The following is a 15,792-nucleotide window of genomic DNA, read 5'->3' on the forward strand; positions in this document are numbered from 1 at the left end:
CGAGTGGCCAGCTGACTGCCCGGCTTGCTCAAGAGAGGCCTGGGTACGCGCAGCCTGCCCATGCGCGACATGGTGGGTTTGGCCTGGGGTTGGTGAGCGCACGCGCAGGTGCGGGCTTGCCCACGCAGCAGCCCGCACGGTAACGACTCAGATCGCCGTAGCCCCACCATCCACCGTCAGGCAATGCCCGGTGGTAAACGCTGCGCCGTCGCTGCACAGGTACAGCACAGCGCTGGCAATTTCCTCAACCTTGCCAATGCGCCCCACCGGGTGCATGGCTGCGGCGAACTCGGCCTTGCGCGGGTCGGCCTGGTAGGCGCGGCGGAACATGTCGGTGTCGATCACGGCCGGGCACACGGCGTTCACGCGGATGCCCTTCTTGGCGTACTCGATGGCCGCCGACTTGGTCAGGCCGATGACCGCATGCTTGCTGGCGCTGTAGATGCTCATCTTTGGCGCCGCCCCAAGCCCCGCCACCGACGCGGTATTGACGATGGCCCCACCGCCTTGGGCCAGCAACAAGGGCAACTGATACTTCATGCACAACCACACGCCCTTCACGTTCACGCCCATGATGGCATCGAACTCCGCTTCGCTGCCTTCGGCCAGGCGGTGTTGCTCGATCTCGATCCCGGCGTTGTTGAAGGCGTAGTCCAGCCGGCCGTAGGCGGCCATCAGGCGCTCATGCAACTGGCGCACCTCGGCGTCGCGGGTCACGTCGCAAGCAATGAACAGCGCTTCGCCGCCTGCCGCGTGGATCTGCGCCACGGTGGCCTCGCCGCCGACCGGGTCGAGGTCGGCCACTACCACTTTCATGCCCTCGTGGGCGAACGCCAGGGCGGTTGCCCGGCCGATACCGGCACCCGCGCCGGTCACCAGGGCTACCTGGCCAGAAAAGGTCATGCTCATCGCGTGCTCCTGTGAGGGGTTGGGTGGGGTTCAGAGCATAGTCAGCCACCGCTCGGCCGGGCAGCATCATCACAGCAACGGTTGGGCTACCATGCTTGTCAGTGATTTTAAGGAACCGCCTTCATCAACAAGGTAGATTGAACGCCTTACGCCCTCCACTGCCCACAAGGACCCGCCATGACCCAGACCAACCGCCGCTTCCTGCTTGCCAAACGCCCGGTCGGCGCCGTGCGCCGTGACGACTTCAGCTTCGAGACCGTACCCGCCGAACAACCCGGCGAAGGCCAGGTACTGGTGCGTAACCTGTACCTGTCGCTGGACCCGGCCATGCGCGGCTGGATGAACGAAGGCAAGTCCTACATCCCGCCCGTGGCCCTGGGCCAGGTAATGCGTGCGCTGGGTGTAGGTGAAGTGGTTGCCTCCAATCACCCCGGCTACCAGCCCGGCGACCATGTGAGCGGCGCCCTCGGTGTGCAGGACTACTTCACCGGCGAGCCCCAGGGCCTGCACAAGATCGACCCCAAGCTGGCCCCCCTGCCCCGTTACCTGTCAGCCTTGGGCATGACCGGCATGACCGCCTACTTCGCCCTGCTGGAGGTTGGCCAACCCAAAGCTGGCGATACCGTGGTCATTTCCGGCGCGGCCGGTGCGGTGGGCAGCATTGTCGGGCAGATTGCCAAGATCAAAGGCTGCCGCGTGGTCGGCATTGCCGGCGGTGCCGAAAAGTGCCAGTACCTGAAGGACGAACTGGGCTTTGACGGCGTGATCGACTACAAGGCCGAAGACGTGCTGGCCGGCCTGAAGCGCGAATGCCCCAAAGGCGTGGACGTGTACTTCGACAACGTGGGCGGCGACATCCTCGATGCCGTGCTGACGCGCATCAACTTCAAGGCACGCATCGTGATTTGCGGCGCGATCAGCCAGTACAACAACAAAGAAGCGGTGAAAGGCCCGGCCAACTACCTGTCGCTGCTGGTCAACCGCGCGCGCATGGAAGGCTTTGTGGTGATGGATTACAGCAAAGACTACGGCAAAGCCGCGCTGGAGATTGCCGGCTGGCTGGCCAGCGGGCAGGTGAAGAGCAAAGAGGACGTGGTGGAAGGGCTGGAAACCTTCCCGGAGACCTTGTTGAAGCTATTCAGCGGGGAGAATTTTGGCAAGTTGGTGTTGAAGGTTTAAACGCCACCGATGGCCCGACATAGCCCGCCGTAGGAGCGGGTTCACCCGCGAAAGGGCCGGGCCTGCGGGCCAATTTCCACCGGCCGTTCACCGTTGCCGCCGCCACCGTACTCGCGGGTAAACCCGCTCCTACACGGATCGTGGGGTGCAGCCACATCAATGGTTCGACAAAGGCATCGGTGGCCCGAAAGGGCCAGGCCTGCCGGCCAATTTCCACCCACCGTCCACCGCTGCCGCCGCCACCGTATTCGCGGGGACACACATTGGTGGCCCGACACAGGCCGTCGTAGGAGCGGGTTCACCCGCGAAAGGGCCAGGCCTGCCGGCCAACTTCCACCCGCCGTCCACCGTTGCCGCCGCCACCGTATTCGCGGGGGACACACAGCGGTGGCTCGGCATAGGCCGTTGTTGGACAGCCGCAGGTTAATTACCCACGAATCTCCGCCACCACCGCTGCCAACGCTTGCGCAGGGTCTGCAGCCTGGCTGATCGGCCGGCCAATCACCAGGTAGTCCGAACCGGCATCCAGTGCCTGACGCGGGGTGAGGATGCGGCGCTGGTCATCCTGCGCGCTGCCCGCCGGGCGAATGCCCGGTGTCACCAGTTGCAACGATGGGTGCGCCGCCTTCAATGCCGGGGCCTCAAGCGCCGAGCACACCAAACCGTCCATATCCGCTTTTTCCGCCAGCGCCGCCAAACGCAGCACTTGCTCTTGGGGGTCGACATCCAGGCCAATGCCGGCCAGGTCTTCACGCTCCATGCTGGTCAGCACGGTCACGCCAATCAGCAACGGCTGCGGGCCGCTGCGCTTGGCCAGCTCTTCACGGCAGGCCACCATCATGCGCAGGCCACCGGAGCAATGTACGTTGACCATCCACACGCCCATCTCGGCGGCGGCCTTTACCGCCATGGCGGTGGTGTTGGGAATGTCGTGGAACTTGAGGTCCAGGAACACTTCGAAGCCCTTGTCACACAGGGTTTCGACAATGCCCGAAGCGCTGCTGGTGAACAGCTCCTTGCCAACCTTCACCCGGCACAGCGCAGGGTCAAGCTGGTCAGCCAGCTTCAGGGCGGCCTCACGGGTAGGGAAATCCAGGGCGACGATCAGGGGCGTCTGGCAGGCGGACATGGGCAGGGTCTCTTGGCAAGTCGAAAACGGCGCGCATTGTAAACGAAGTGACGCAGGCTTTGGGGCCCGCAGGTCACGGAATTGGCCCTGCACGGCCTGGCACCTATAATTGAACCAACGGAACGGGCAATTGCTCAAAACTCATGTAACCGTTGCCCATGGCCCGATCTAAGGAGAACGACAATGCCCTGGTATGCCTGGCTGATACTCATCATAGCCCTCGGCTCGATTGTCGGCGGGTTGATGCTGCTGCGCGACACGGCCAAAAAACTGCCGCTGACCGAAGAGCAATTGCGCAAGGTACATGAGCGCAATGCCGAGGCGGATGCCAAGGACGCACAAGACCGCTAAAACGCCCAGCCCTTCAGTCGCTGCGCCTGCGGGAGCGCGCCATCCCCGGCACGTAAAGGCCGGGCCAGGGCATCACCCCGGCCCCTGCCCGCTTACTCCACCATCACCTTGTCCCGGTTGCGCTCCAGCAACGCATTGCCTATGCCCTTTATTTCCAGCAACTCATCCACTGAAGCAAACGGCCCATTGGCCTCGCGGTAGGCCACGATAGCCTCCGCCTTGGCCTTGCCAATGCCGTTCAGCTCCTTTTGCAGGGTGAGTGCATCTGCCGTGTTCAAGTCCAGCCTCGGCGCCTGCTGTGCCTGGGCCTGGGCTACCACCGGCACCGGTTCGGCCACTGCCATGGTGCTGGCCGGGGCGGCGCTAAGGGAGAACGACAAACTGGTGAACAGCGGCAGCAGCAGGTACGACAGAACGTTATTGCGCATGGTCAACACTCCTTGGGTTGGTCATTTTCCAGCAACCGTTTTCCTTCGGCTGCGCAACCAACCCTAGCGGGTAACCCGGTCGCAACACACCCAACCACCCCGGCGAATGGTTACCGAATCGGTCAGCAAAACGCTCAACTTCGCCCACCCACCAACAGTGGCCGTTTCCTCCTCGCTCGGCGCCGGCCCTTGATGCACAAGACCCCGGCCCTGTGCCTGTAGCCAAATCCCGGTTGGTTCGACACCCACTGCCCACCAATGCCCGGCCATTCTCCTACAATGCCCGCCGAACAAGGCTCACCCCGTAAAGCAGCCGGCCGTGGCGGCTTCAAGCGCATCTGGAACATGGCGACACCAACGCCCCGCTCAACCCCCCCGATCGATGTACAGGGCTTCCCCCGCGAATGCGGTGGCGGTTCGCGGGTAAACCCCCGCCAACGGCGAAGCTACTTGCCTTGGGGTGCACACCCAGCACGTCAGACTTTCCTGAAACCCTGCCCCACCTCTTCAGCTCGACAACCAAGCGAACTATCCTACGCGCCAGTCAGAAGCAGCTGAATTGTCGGGGAAATGCCCCAGGGATAACTTCACCGGGTCGCCATGTTGGTGACCGGGTGTGAGAACTCGTTGTGCACTGCTGCTCTACTGTTCAATGGCAGCCATACGCGGGCAGGCTTCGGCTTGGCCGGTTTCAGTGCATCGGTTTCTCACCCCGCGCAATGGCCGCCACCTTTGTCCATGAGAAAGATCGAGGTGGTGAGTTCTAACAACGCACTGCTTAACCTCATAACAAGGAATCATGAACTAGACAGATAGCCCTCGGTCTTCCCAATACTGCTTCAGCATGCCCTCAACCAGCCGCAGCCCCCTGCGCGTAGCAGCACAACGCCAGTTATCCCGTAAGGCTGGCAACCTGATGCGATCTGCTGTATCTATGACGCCCTTTCGACCCAGGGAGAAGGCTGTGGAGTGGTACGAATCGCTTTTTTTGCAAATGTGTAGTCATGTTCTAACCCAATCCAAGATGGCAAATCGCCGCGGACTCACTGGGGCTTTGACTATGGACGCCACATCGACTCGCGATCTGGTAGAGAGTTACGAGCGTAACGTGGCAGTAGCGTTCAGTGCAGCAGAAATGAAAGACCATCTTTCACAAGGTGCAAACTGCGTGGTCCTGATCATTGTGAAAGAGCACCAATTCCAGAGTTACTTGACCGATATCAACCGTCAGCAAGAGGTCGTATTGAGTGCCACATTGCGTACAGATGCCCGATCCACCGAGTTTGCCAATTACCATGTCGACATCGCGATTATCCGACCCACCTCGTCAGGCCCCATGGACATCGCTCACTAAAACGTGACGTTCGTTATAGCCCCTAACGCCGGGCTGACCGCCGTCTGCACTCGCCTTCCGAAAGTGCAGGCGGCAGAAGTTGCAGCGCTTAACTGGCGGAGCCCCGAGCATCCTCTGGAAAGTCCAGCTATGATGCCCTCGGCCCTGATCGATGTGCAGAGCGACGGCTCATTCAGCGTGAGTAGCCCCGTCGCCTGCGTCATGGGCCTGGACGCAGCCAGCAAGATATAGAAAAGTCTGTGGTAAGGGAGCGCTCCCGCGGTCCAGAACATCCCCGAGAGCACCACCCACCAGCCCAACGGTAGAAGGTAACTGTGGGCCTGTCCTGTGTCGCGGAATCGACTAATACATCGGTCGACCTCTGACTTTCTTGATAGAAAGGGTGAGGTTCACTGGCTGTCTATAGGGTGATGCCGTAACACAGGATTGAATAGCCCCTGGTTTCGCAGACACCTCCAAGCCTCATAATGAGGCCCAAATAAAAGGTGCCATGAGTCGTCAGCGTTACCCCGAAGAATTCAAAATCGAAGCGGTCAAGCAAGTGACCGAGAAAGGCAAACCTGTTGCCGATGTCGCCCAGCGCCTGGGGATGTCCGTGCACAGCCTTTACGCCTGGATCAAGGTCTACAGCAAGCCCCAAGAGCAGCGTCAGCAAGACGATGATAAGCAGGCCGAACTGCGCAAGCTACGCGCTGAACTCAAGCGAGTGACGGAAGAGCGAGACATCTTAAAGAAGGCCGCCGCGTACTTTGCCAAGGAGTGCGGCTGAAGTACGCCTTCATCAAGAAGCACTCGACGGATTACCCTGTGCGTCGCCTTTGCCAAACCCTCAAGGTGCATCCCAGCGGCTACTACGCTTGGCTGGCCAAGCCTCAATCTGCCCGAGCCAAAGAAGATCAGCGCCTGCTTGGCTTGATCAAGCATGCCTGGTTAGAAAGCGGAGGCGTGTACGGCTATCGCAAGATTCACGATGACCTGCGTGAGCTGGGCGAGACCTGCGGTAGAAATCGAGTCGGGCGCTTGATGCAGGTAGAGGGCCTGCGTTCCCAGACGGGCTATCGGCGGCGTCCCGGATTTTATGGCGGGAAACCAACCGTCGCCTCGCCGAACCACCTTGCCCGGCAGTTCAAGGTCAGCGAGCCGAATAAGGTCTGGGTGACCGATATCACCTACATCCGCACCTATGAAGGATGGCTGTACTTGGCGGTAGTGCTGGATTTGTTTTCTCGCCAAGTGATTGGTTGGTCAATGAAGCCCAGGATGTGCAGCGACCTGGCCATCGACGCCATGCTGATGGCCGTGTGGCGCCGCAAGCCACAGCAGCAAGTAATGATTCATTCAGACCAGGGCAGTCAATTCAGTAGCTCAGATTGGCAAAGCTTCCTGAAGGCCAACAATGTGATCAGCAGCATGAGCCGGCGGGGAAACTGTCATGACAACGCCGTAGCTGAGAGTTTTTTCCAGCTTTTGAAGCGGGAGCGGATTCGACGAAAAACCTACGCGACACGTGACGAAGCCCGGAGTGATATTTTCGATTACATCGAGATGTTCTATAACCCTAAACGCCGACACAGCAGTGCTATGCAGCTGTCTCCAGTAGAGTATGAGAAACGCTATTTTTTGAGCTTGGAGAGTGTCTAGGAAACCAGGGGCTATTCAGATTGTGAATATCACGCTTTACGCAAAGGGTCTTTGTTTACTGGCCATTTGACACTCAGTTACGAAATTTCTACCAAGACCGCATCGCGTGTCGACGCAAGCTTTGCGATCTGGCTGCCAACCTTCACCCGGCACAGCACAGGATCTAACTGCTCAGCCAGCCTCAGAGGGGTCTTGGCAGGCGGACACGAGCAGGGGCCCTTAGCAAGTCGAAATCGGCAAGCCGTGTAACCCAAGTTGCGCATGCTTCGGAGCCAGCGGGTCAGGAAAATGACCGAGCGCTGTGGTATCGCCGAGCGCCTAGGAATATGATGTGATCATCACTTACAGATGACTATCATACTTCGGCTAGTGAAGCCGGCAGGATTAATACCGAACAAATAATCCCCTGCCTCCTCCTCGGTATCACCGGACCGCGCTACAACGCGGTATCCTCGTGTACTACAGGAGGCCTCAGCTCTCTGGTAACAGCGGTCCCATGACGAAGATAGGCCTGAGCAGTTGATGTGAACGCCTGTCTTACCTCTCACCGTCTTCATTTCCGAGGACGCAGCGCATCCGGTAAGGGCAATTGCAGCGATTAGCAGAAGTGCATTGTACATTCAGATCCTCTAGTCACAACTGGGACTGAGCCCCATCCAAGAGCATTAGCACTTGGATGGATGACAAAATCTGCGAATTACCTACCCTGTTGACTGTACCACCTCTGCGTCGAAATGCGGCCTGCTATTCACCGCCATGATGCGCTAGTGTTTCCGGCGACCACCAGCTCCGCTCGGACGCCCCTCCCGCCGGGCCAGTATCAAGCAGGGTCAGCCACGGTGTTTACCACGAAAGTAATTGATCAGGCCTTGGGTGGAACCGTCTTCGGCGCTGTCTTCCAGGCTACCGACCAAGCGCTGGTAAACGCTCTTGCCCAGTTCCTTGCCCAGCTCGACGCCCCACTGATCGAAGGCGTTGATACCCCAGATAACGCTCTGTACGAACACCTTGTGCTCGTACATCGCCACCAGCGCGCCCAGGCGGCGCGGGCTGATGCGCTCGACCACCAATGTGTTGCTCGGGCGGTTACCCGGGATCACCTTGTGCGGGGCCAGCTTTTCGATGTCCGCTTCGTTGAGGCCTTTAGCGCGCAATTCGGCTTCGGCTTCCTCGCGGGTTTTGCCCAGCATCAGCGCCTGGCTCTGCGACAGGCAGTTGGCGTACAGCCACTGGTGGTGGTCGGCCACCGGGTTGAAGCTCACCACCGGCACGATGAAATCGGCCGGAATCAACTGGGTGCCCTGGTGCAGCAACTGGTGGTAGGCATGCTGGCCGTTGCAGCCCACGCCGCCCCAGATCACCGGCCCGGTGTCGGTCTTCACCGGGGTACCGTCTTGCAGCACGCTCTTGCCGTTGGATTCCATGTCCAGCTGCTGCAAGTGCTTGGTGATGTTGCGCAGGTAGTGGTCGTACGGCAGGATCGCGTGGCTGTTCGCGTCCCAGAAGTTGCCATACCACACGCCCAGCAAGGCCAGTAGCACCGGCATGTTCTTGTCGAACGGTGCGGTCTGGAAGTGCTGGTCCATGGTGTAGGCGCCGGACAGCAGTTCCTTGAAGTTGGCAGTGCCGATGGCCAGGGCGATAGGCAGGCCGATGGCCGACCACAGCGAGTAGCGCCCGCCCACCCAGTCCCACATCGGGAAGATGTTTTCTTCGCGGATACCGAACGCTACAGCAGCGGCCTTGTTGCTGGAAACTGCAATGAAATGGCGGTACAGCTCGGCTTCCGAGCCGCCTTGGGCCAGGTACCAGGTACGCGCGGCCATGGCGTTTTTCAGCGTCTCGAGGGTGTTGAACGACTTCGACGAGACGATGAACAGGGTGGTTTCGGCGCGCAGGTTGGCCGACAGCTCGTGGAACTCGCTGCCGTCGATATTGGCCAGGTAGTGGCAGCGCACGCCGCGCTGGGCATAGGGTAGCAGCGCTTCGGACACCAGCTCGGGGCCCAGGAACGAACCGCCAATGCCAATGTTGACCACGTCGGTGATCGGCTTTTCGCTGTAGCCGCGCAGGCCATCGTGAATGCGACCAACCAGTTCGGTAATCTGGTTGAGCACCTTGTGCACTTCCGGTATGACGTTCACGCCGTTGACGCTGAGTTTGTCACCTACGGGCCGGCGCAAGGCGGTGTGCAGCACCGGACGGCCTTCGGAGGCGTTGATGATCTTACCGCTGAACATCGACTTGATGGCGTCCTGCAGGCCCACTTCATTGGCCAGGTTGACCAGCAGATCGCGGCTTTGCTCGGTGATCAGGTTTTTTGAGTAGTCGAGGAACAGGCCGCAAGCGCTAAGGGAAAACTGGTCGAAGCGCTTGGCATCGGCGGCAAAGGCTTCGGACATGCTGAAGCCTTGCATGGCTTCGCGGTGTTGCTGAAGCGCCTTCCAGGCTGGCAGAGCAGTGACATCGTGAGGTGTACGGTAGAACGCCATTGCAAAAAGATTCTTGATACGGGTAAAGCCAGAACCTATCAATCGTTGTCAGGTTCCACGTCGGCGACATTATAGGCAATGCCCATGCGCAAGAAAGGGAAAAGCCGCATTCATGCGCGCAAAATACCGCTCACAAACGCCTGGCAGCCTCGCCATGCTCGAAAGGCAGCAGAAAAATTGTAGAATCGGCACAACCACGGTTAGCAAGGGCGCGCTGACTATTATCCCTTTGCCATGTCCTGCGGGTTGCCCCCTAAGGACCTATCGAGTAAAAAATGATCAAGATCAACTCCACAATCGAATGCTCCAACTCGGCTCCTTTTGTGCTATTCGGCGGCATCAACGTGCTCGAGTCTGAAGACCTGGCCCTTAACGCCTGTGCAGAATATGTGCGCGTCACGCAGAAGCTGGGCATCCCGTATGTGTTCAAAGCCAGCTTTGATAAAGCCAACCGCTCATCGATCCATTCCTACCGTGGCCCCGGCATGGAAGAAGGGCTGCGGATCTTTGAAAAGGTTAAGGCAGAATTTGGCGTGCCGATAATCACCGACGTTCACGAAATCTACCAAACGGCCCCGGTGGCGGAAGTCGTCGATGTGCTGCAGCTACCGGCATTCCTCGCCCGTCAAACAGACCTAGTTGTTGCCTTGGCCAAAACCGGCAAGCCGGTGAACATCAAAAAGCCCCAATTCCTCAGCCCTTCGCAGATGCAGAACATCGTGCATAAGTTCAAGGAAGCGGGTAATGACCAGTTGATCCTTTGCGACAGGGGCACTTGCATGGGCTACGACAACCTGATCGTGGACATGCTTGGCTTCGGCGTCATGAAGCGTACTTGCCAAGATCTGCCGATCATCTTTGACGTCACTCATGCCCTGCAGAATCGCGACCCATCGGGTGCGGCTTCTGGCGGTCGGCGCGAGCAGGTGGTAGAGCTGGCACGTGCCGGCATGGGAGTCGGATTGGCTGGCCTGTTCCTGGAAGCCCACCCAAACCCTGATCAGGCCAAGTGTGATGGCCCGAGCGCACTGCCATTGGACAAGCTGGAACCCTTCCTGGCACAAATCAAAGCGCTGGATGATCTGGTAAAATCATTCCCGCAATTGACTATTGCCTAATCTACGACGGTGAGTAAAGCCGCTTCTGGACAAGAAGCGGCTGCCTACCCAGGCAACGATAATTACCGGCTGTTTCACGCTACGGGATTGCCGTCAAAAATCTCGACGACGCCAACAATAGCCCCGCAATCGTCGACCACCGCCAAGGCACGGATTTTGTTCTCCAGCATGTAAGCTTCAGCGACCGACACGCGGCAATCCGCTGGAATGGTGTGGGGGTTCAGCGTCATGAACTCAGTTACAGAGGCATGAATAACCTGGTTATTTTTTAACAAGGCACGACGCAGGTCGCCATCCGTTACAATACCGACAAGTTCATTACCATCCATCACCATGGCTAAGCCAAGCCGGCTTTGCGTCATCATCAGCAGGCAGTCTTGAAAACTGCTCGCTGGCGAAACAATAGGTGCCGGCGAGTGCATTACGTCAGCTACGCGAGTCAACAATTTTCGACCAAGGCTTCCGCCGGGATGGTAACGAGCAAAGTCCATCGGTTTGAACTGATTCGCGGTAATCAGAGCCACTGCCAGCGCATCCCCCATGGCCATGGTGGCTAATGTGGACGTGGTAGGCGCTAGGTTATTTGGACAAACTTCGCGATCCACCGAAATATCAAGCCAAATGTCTGCATGTTTGGCTAGGGTGGAGTTGCCGCTCCCGGTCATCGCAATAAATTTATTGCCAAATGACTTGAGGCTGGGAATCAGCTTGATCAGCTCTTCGGTTTCTCCGCTGTAACTTATCAGCACCAGCACATCAACGGGCTTGAGCATCCCCAGGTCGCCGTGAAAAGCTTCTGCCGGGTGCAGGAAGAAACTAGGTGTACCGGTAGAGGCAAAAGTAGCGACCATTTTTTTGCCAATCAGGCCGGATTTGCCCATACCACAAACTACTGTCCGCCCTTCACAGGCAAGAATCAAATCGACCGCGCTTTGGAACTGACCATCAAGACGATCCGCTAGTTTGGCGACCGCCTGGGCCTGGGCAACGAGGGCTTCTTTGGCGATATCAAGATGGTTCATCTTCACTCTTTAACTCATTAACAGAAAAGGTATGCTTCAACGGGACGCGGCATCAACTGTCCTGCCGCTGCTGTTGGTAGATCCAGTCGACAATTTCTCCTTCCGGCACATACCCGTTCACTAGTTCACGCAACAGTTGCCGGATACGGCCAAAGTCATCCACCGCCACTGCATTGAGTAACACGGCAATACGTTCACGCAAGACGTCCCAAGTGACGTAGTCTTCATTCGCTACCATGATCATCGGGTGGACGGTAGGCGAAACGTCATCGCCAATCAACAACTCTTCAAAAAGCTTCTCACCTGGGCGCAACCCCGTGAACTCGATGGCGATATCACCATTGGGGTTACCCGAGCTACGTACGCTAAGGCCCGAGAGATGAATCATTTTCTCAGCCAGCTCAACAATTTTTACCGGCTCCCCCATGTCGAGAACAAATACGTCCCCGCCCTGCCCCATCGCCCCTGCCTGAACCACCAGTTGAGCGGCTTCGGGGATAGTCATGAAATAGCGGGTAATCTTCGGGTGGGTAACTGTAATTGGGCCACCGGCCTTGATCTGCTTGTGGAACAACGGGATCACCGAGCCAGAGGAGCCCAGCACATTGCCAAAGCGCACCATGGTGAAGCGGGTTTTGTTCACCCGGGCGATCTTGCTGCTGTCACCGTACATGACGGGTGCCGCCTCGCGGCTTAGTGCTTGCAGAATCAACTCGGAAAGACGCTTGGTACCGCCCATCACGTTCGTGGGGCGCACCGCCTTGTCAGTCGAGATAAGCACGAAGTTGGCAACGCCTGATTGCAAAGCAGCCTGTGCGGTACAAAGCGTGCCGAACACATTGTTGAGTATGCCCTCCGCCATGTTGTGCTCAACCATGGGCACATGTTTGTAAGCCGCCGCGTGGTAGACGGTGGCTACCCGCCAAGTGGACATAACGTGGGCAAGATGCTGCTGATTGCGTACCGACCCCAGAATGGGCAGCAGTCGAACCGGCAGCGACTCGCGCGCAACGCGTTGCTCCAGCTCACTGAGGATAGCGTAGAGGTTGTACTCGCTGTGGTCGAACAGCAGCAATGTCGTTGGCCCAAGCCCTATGATCTGGCGGCAAAGCTCGGAGCCGATGGAGCCACCGGCCCCGGTGACCAGTACCGTTTGCTTGTGGATGCAGCGTTCGAGCAGCCCTTCCTTGGCGGGGACCGGGTCACGCCCAAGCAAATCGGCAATGTCCACGTCTTGGATGTCATCCACTTTGACCCGGCCACTTGCCAGGTCGGCAAAGGCCGGCACGCTGCGCACGTGCAACGGGTAAGGTTCGAGCAAGGCGAGAATCTCCTTGCGCCGGGCGCGCGATACCGAAGGCAGGGCGAGGAGGATTTCCTGTGCACCGGTTTCCTTGATCATCTGCTGCAGATGCTTGGGCTTGTACACCTGCAAACCGGAAATGACCCGGTTGGCAAGGTCACTGTCATCATCAATGAACGCCACCGGGCGCATCGCCCGCCCCATGCGCAACGCTGCCAGCAGCTGGTTGCCGGCGGTGCCTGCACCATAGATGGCTACCTTGACCAGGCCATCATCGCGGTTGGCGAACGGTATCTGATGGGCGCCGGTAAACCAGTCACCCAGGAAATACTGGCGCATGATCAGGCGTAAACCACCAATGATGACCATGCTCAACCACCAATAGTTGAAAATGATCGAGCGCGGCACGATTACCTGATGGTTGCTGTACCAGTACACAACCACAGCCAGAATGAGCGATGACAGGGTAACGGCCTTGATAATGGTCACCAATGCATCATTGCCGAAGTAGCGCATCACCGCCCGGTACATGCCAAAACGAATGAACAGCGGAATGGCTACGAGAGGCGCAACCATGAACAACCAGGCGTGTTTGATGACCGGGTTGTACATTTCATCGATGCCCAGGCGCACGATAAAAGACAACCATAACGCCAACCAGATCAGCACCACGTCGGCGCACACTTGCACAAGACGCTTTTTCCGCCTGGACAGGTTAACTAGGTACTCACGCACCCTGCTGTTCTTTGCGTCGCTCATTCGGCTCTCCTCACCGCAAAAGGACCTCGATTGAACAACCGGAGCATGGCGCCCCACTGCGGGTCAAGCAGCCATGCACGATGCCTTGCGTGCTTGGCCATCCTATTCTTGCTCCCCAGCCTGATAGGTGATTGCCAGCAATATCAGAGGCACATAAGCGAACAGGGTTCCCAGTGCGCCATCGAGGTTCAACAGCACTACCGCCAGGGCCACCGGTAGTAGCCAGACCAGGTTAATAGCCGCCACGGCCAGGCTCACCGGTCGATGGTGACCATGCCGGCGAGCCGCATACTGATAAGCATGGCTGCGATGCGCCTGATAAACCTTGTCACCGCGCAGCAGGCGCCGCACCAGGGTAAACGTGGCATCAACCACGAATACACCCGAAAGTATTAACCACCCCCAGAATAATAGCGGGTTTACCCAGCCTGCCACTAATGCCAGCAGCCCTAGCACGATACCCAGAAAGCCACTGCCGGCATCGCCCATAAAAATACGTGCGGGGGGGAAATTCCAGCACAGGAAGCCCGCCACAGTGGCCGCCAGTAATATCGGCAGCCACGCTGCCTCGGCATGACCAGTGAGCCAGTAGAGCAGGCTTCCGCCCATGCACACGCAGATGGCCTCGATACTGGCGATGCCATCAATGCCGTCCATGAAATTGTACAAGTTGAGCAGCCATACCAAATACAGCAAACCGATGGCGCTACCCAACCAGACCGGCGCCAGCAACAAGCCGAAAACGCTGAGCGGCGGCATCCCCCCTAGCCAGGCGAGCCCCCAAGCGGCCGCCGCAAAATGCCCCAACAGCCGCCAGCGTGCGGCGATGTGCCCGTGGTCGTCCATGAAGCCTATCAGCGCAACCAGCCCCCCCGCCCCCAACACACTGGTCAGCACTGCCGGAGCAACGTACCCGCCCCACCCCAGGCCCAGCAACGCAGCCAGGAAAGCGACCACGAAAGCCAAGCCGCCGCCTCGCGGGGTTGGCAAGGTATGCGAGCTACGCGCATTGGGGATGTCCAACAGGCTACGGGACAGCGCATAGCGGCGCAGCACGGCGGTCATCAAGCACGAGGCTACAGTTGCCAGCACAATCAGCCATATCATGGGCGGCGTGCACCCAGAAAAGATCGAGCGGTCATGTTCAGTCCTTGTTCCAATGTGCAAGGGGGGTACCAGCCTAGCAATTGCCGGTTTTTTTCAATGTCTACCTGCAGCGTGCCAAACAGCCGCTGGGCAAGGTCTCGCCGGCCAATTAACAGCACAGCGCCGCGCAACAGGCCCGCGGGGACAGGCAACAGCCGAGCGGGCCGCCCGAGCGCAAGGCCCAGTGCACGTAGCAGTTGGGTGAGCGAGACATCGTCACCGTCGCTGGCCAGGAAGGTTTGGTTGGCAGCGCGAGGATGATCGATGCAGGTAACGACCAGGTCGACCAGGTTAGCCAACGAGACCAAGCTGCGACGGTTGCAAACCGCGCCGAACGGCAAGGGTACGCCACGCTGCAGCCAGCGCATCATACTGTGGAAATTGGCCTTGACGCCTGGCCCGTAGACCAGCACCGGTCGTATCACCACCACTTCCATGCCCGTGGCGGCCGCCAGCTGGCGCAGCCCCTGCTCCGCTTCGTGCTTGGACACGCCGTAGGCGTCCTGAGGTGCGGGGCTATCATCGGCACGCAGCGGCTGACCGGGCTGGCTGGATTCGCCATTGACCTTGATCGAGCTTATGAAAATAAAGCGCCGCACGCCTGCCGCCGCAGCCTGGCGGGCAAGGTTGAGGGTGCCGTCGACATTCACCCGACGGAACTCGGCCAAGCTGTCGCTGGCGGTTTCCTTCATTACATGTACACGGGCTGCGGCATGCACCACTAGGTCGACACCTGACAATGCCCGGGCCCAGTCGGTGGTGGCGCTCAAGTCCGCCACAGTCACCGCCTGAATACCGGCCACGGAGGCCCCGCCAAGGTCGCGCGATGCAGCCCGGATAGCGAAACTACCCAAGGTGTCCAGCTGGCGACACAGTGCGCCACCGACAAAGCCGCTAGCGCCTGTAACAAGTATTGTGCGTCTTTCCATGGGCTCGGTCTCAATTCACACAGGCCGCTTCG

Annotated in this window: 14 protein-coding genes; 5 read left to right on the forward strand and 9 right to left on the reverse strand. The window is 59.0% G+C overall.

The features are described 5' to 3' along the window. Positions 1-147: 147 nt before the first annotated feature. Positions 148-909, reverse strand: a complete 762-nt coding sequence (locus REH59_RS21385) for an SDR family oxidoreductase (protein WP_003252780.1) — start codon at positions 907-909, stop codon at positions 148-150. Positions 910-1,086: 177 nt separating this feature from the next. Here REH59_RS21385 and REH59_RS21390 point away from each other — a divergent pair, with 177 nt between their 5' ends. Beyond that, entirely contained in the window at positions 1,087-2,088 is a 1,002-nt protein-coding gene (locus tag REH59_RS21390) for an NADP-dependent oxidoreductase (RefSeq protein ID WP_003252767.1), read from the forward strand. Positions 2,089-2,515: 427 nt separating this feature from the next. Here REH59_RS21390 and pyrF read toward each other — a convergent pair whose 3' ends face one another. Further along, positions 2,516-3,217 (reverse strand): orotidine-5'-phosphate decarboxylase, encoded by a 702-nt coding sequence (pyrF, locus tag REH59_RS21395; RefSeq protein WP_014859331.1) that lies wholly within the window; start codon positions 3,215-3,217, stop codon positions 2,516-2,518. A 183-nt stretch (positions 3,218-3,400) separates the two neighbouring features. Between pyrF and REH59_RS21400 the strand changes: the two genes are divergently transcribed. Further along, on the forward strand, positions 3,401-3,568 hold the full coding sequence (locus REH59_RS21400; protein ID WP_010952850.1) for a DUF2897 family protein: 168 nt from the start codon (positions 3,401-3,403) through the stop codon (positions 3,566-3,568). 92 nt (positions 3,569-3,660) lie between these two features. Here the strand turns inward: REH59_RS21400 and REH59_RS21405 are convergent, their stop codons facing one another. After that, positions 3,661-3,996, reverse strand: coding sequence for a ComEA family DNA-binding protein (locus REH59_RS21405; RefSeq protein WP_003252760.1), 336 nt, complete (start codon positions 3,994-3,996; stop codon positions 3,661-3,663). A 1,060-nt stretch (positions 3,997-5,056) separates the two neighbouring features. On the opposite strand from REH59_RS21405, the gene REH59_RS21410 reads away from it, so the two are divergent. After that, complete coding sequence (locus REH59_RS21410) at positions 5,057-5,350, forward strand: hypothetical protein (protein WP_240635092.1); 294 nt, start codon at positions 5,057-5,059, stop codon at positions 5,348-5,350. 490 nt (positions 5,351-5,840) lie between these two features. After that, positions 5,841-6,991 (forward strand): IS3 family transposase gene (locus REH59_RS21415; protein WP_103518337.1). Its coding sequence is split into 2 segments (ribosomal slippage): positions 5,841-6,084 and positions 6,084-6,991, totalling 1,152 coding nucleotides; the frame shifts between segments, so codons are not numbered across the junction. 338 nt (positions 6,992-7,329) lie between these two features. Here REH59_RS21415 and REH59_RS21420 read toward each other — a convergent pair. Together REH59_RS21420 and pgi are read right to left on the reverse strand one after the other, a co-directional pair. After that, complete coding sequence (locus tag REH59_RS21420; protein ID WP_080580328.1) at positions 7,330-7,611, reverse strand: hypothetical protein; 282 nt, start codon at positions 7,609-7,611, stop codon at positions 7,330-7,332. Positions 7,612-7,821: 210 nt separating this feature from the next. Then, positions 7,822-9,483, reverse strand: a complete 1,662-nt coding sequence (pgi, locus tag REH59_RS21425) for a glucose-6-phosphate isomerase (RefSeq protein WP_128573710.1) — start codon at positions 9,481-9,483, stop codon at positions 7,822-7,824. A 275-nt stretch (positions 9,484-9,758) separates the two neighbouring features. On the opposite strand from pgi, the gene kdsA reads away from it, so the two are divergent. Next, positions 9,759-10,601: a 3-deoxy-8-phosphooctulonate synthase gene (gene kdsA / locus REH59_RS21430; RefSeq protein WP_014754147.1), complete on the forward strand. Its 843-nt coding sequence runs from the start codon at positions 9,759-9,761 to the stop codon at positions 10,599-10,601. A 74-nt stretch (positions 10,602-10,675) separates the two neighbouring features. Here kdsA and REH59_RS21435 read toward each other — a convergent pair whose 3' ends face one another. From REH59_RS21435 to REH59_RS21450, 4 genes are all read right to left on the reverse strand, one after another. Beyond that, positions 10,676-11,623, reverse strand: coding sequence for a KpsF/GutQ family sugar-phosphate isomerase (locus tag REH59_RS21435; RefSeq protein WP_049587275.1), 948 nt, complete (start codon positions 11,621-11,623; stop codon positions 10,676-10,678). Positions 11,624-11,675: 52 nt separating this feature from the next. Continuing rightward, positions 11,676-13,685 (reverse strand): polysaccharide biosynthesis protein, encoded by a 2,010-nt coding sequence (locus REH59_RS21440; protein ID WP_014860664.1) that lies wholly within the window; start codon positions 13,683-13,685, stop codon positions 11,676-11,678. A 102-nt stretch (positions 13,686-13,787) separates the two neighbouring features. Continuing rightward, a complete protein-coding gene (locus tag REH59_RS21445) occupies positions 13,788-14,792 on the reverse strand; it encodes an MraY family glycosyltransferase (RefSeq protein ID WP_020190516.1) in 1,005 nt (334 codons plus the stop codon). Then, positions 14,789-15,760, reverse strand: a complete 972-nt coding sequence (locus REH59_RS21450) for a UDP-glucose 4-epimerase family protein (RefSeq protein WP_014860662.1) — start codon at positions 15,758-15,760, stop codon at positions 14,789-14,791. Before REH59_RS21450 ends, REH59_RS21445 begins: the two co-directional genes overlap by 4 nt. Positions 15,761-15,792 lie beyond the last annotated feature (32 nt).

This window comes from Pseudomonas sp. BO3-4, assembly GCF_034044115.1.
Classification (GTDB): Bacteria; Pseudomonadota; Gammaproteobacteria; order Pseudomonadales; family Pseudomonadaceae; genus Aquipseudomonas; species Aquipseudomonas alloputida.

What these genes read in the sequence shown, in the direction of transcription:
- REH59_RS21385 (WP_003252780.1), bottom strand. Translation starts at nt 909, where the DNA reads ATGAGCATGACCTTTTCTGGCCAGGTAGCCCTGGTGACCGGCGCGGGT.
- REH59_RS21390 (WP_003252767.1), top strand. Translation starts at nt 1,087, where the DNA reads ATGACCCAGACCAACCGCCGCTTCCTGCTTGCCAAACGCCCGGTCGGC.
- pyrF (WP_014859331.1), bottom strand. Translation starts at nt 3,217, where the DNA reads ATGTCCGCCTGCCAGACGCCCCTGATCGTCGCCCTGGATTTCCCTACC.
- REH59_RS21400 (WP_010952850.1), top strand. Translation starts at nt 3,401, where the DNA reads ATGCCCTGGTATGCCTGGCTGATACTCATCATAGCCCTCGGCTCGATT.
- REH59_RS21405 (WP_003252760.1), bottom strand. Translation starts at nt 3,996, where the DNA reads ATGCGCAATAACGTTCTGTCGTACCTGCTGCTGCCGCTGTTCACCAGT.
- REH59_RS21410 (WP_240635092.1), top strand. Translation starts at nt 5,057, where the DNA reads ATGGACGCCACATCGACTCGCGATCTGGTAGAGAGTTACGAGCGTAAC.
- REH59_RS21420 (WP_080580328.1), bottom strand. Translation starts at nt 7,611, where the DNA reads ATGTACAATGCACTTCTGCTAATCGCTGCAATTGCCCTTACCGGATGC.
- pgi (WP_128573710.1), bottom strand. Translation starts at nt 9,483, where the DNA reads ATGGCGTTCTACCGTACACCTCACGATGTCACTGCTCTGCCAGCCTGG.
- kdsA (WP_014754147.1), top strand. Translation starts at nt 9,759, where the DNA reads ATGATCAAGATCAACTCCACAATCGAATGCTCCAACTCGGCTCCTTTT.
- REH59_RS21435 (WP_049587275.1), bottom strand. Translation starts at nt 11,623, where the DNA reads ATGAACCATCTTGATATCGCCAAAGAAGCCCTCGTTGCCCAGGCCCAG.
- REH59_RS21440 (WP_014860664.1), bottom strand. Translation starts at nt 13,685, where the DNA reads ATGAGCGACGCAAAGAACAGCAGGGTGCGTGAGTACCTAGTTAACCTG.
- REH59_RS21445 (WP_020190516.1), bottom strand. Translation starts at nt 14,792, where the DNA reads ATGATATGGCTGATTGTGCTGGCAACTGTAGCCTCGTGCTTGATGACC.
- REH59_RS21450 (WP_014860662.1), bottom strand. Translation starts at nt 15,760, where the DNA reads ATGGAAAGACGCACAATACTTGTTACAGGCGCTAGCGGCTTTGTCGGT.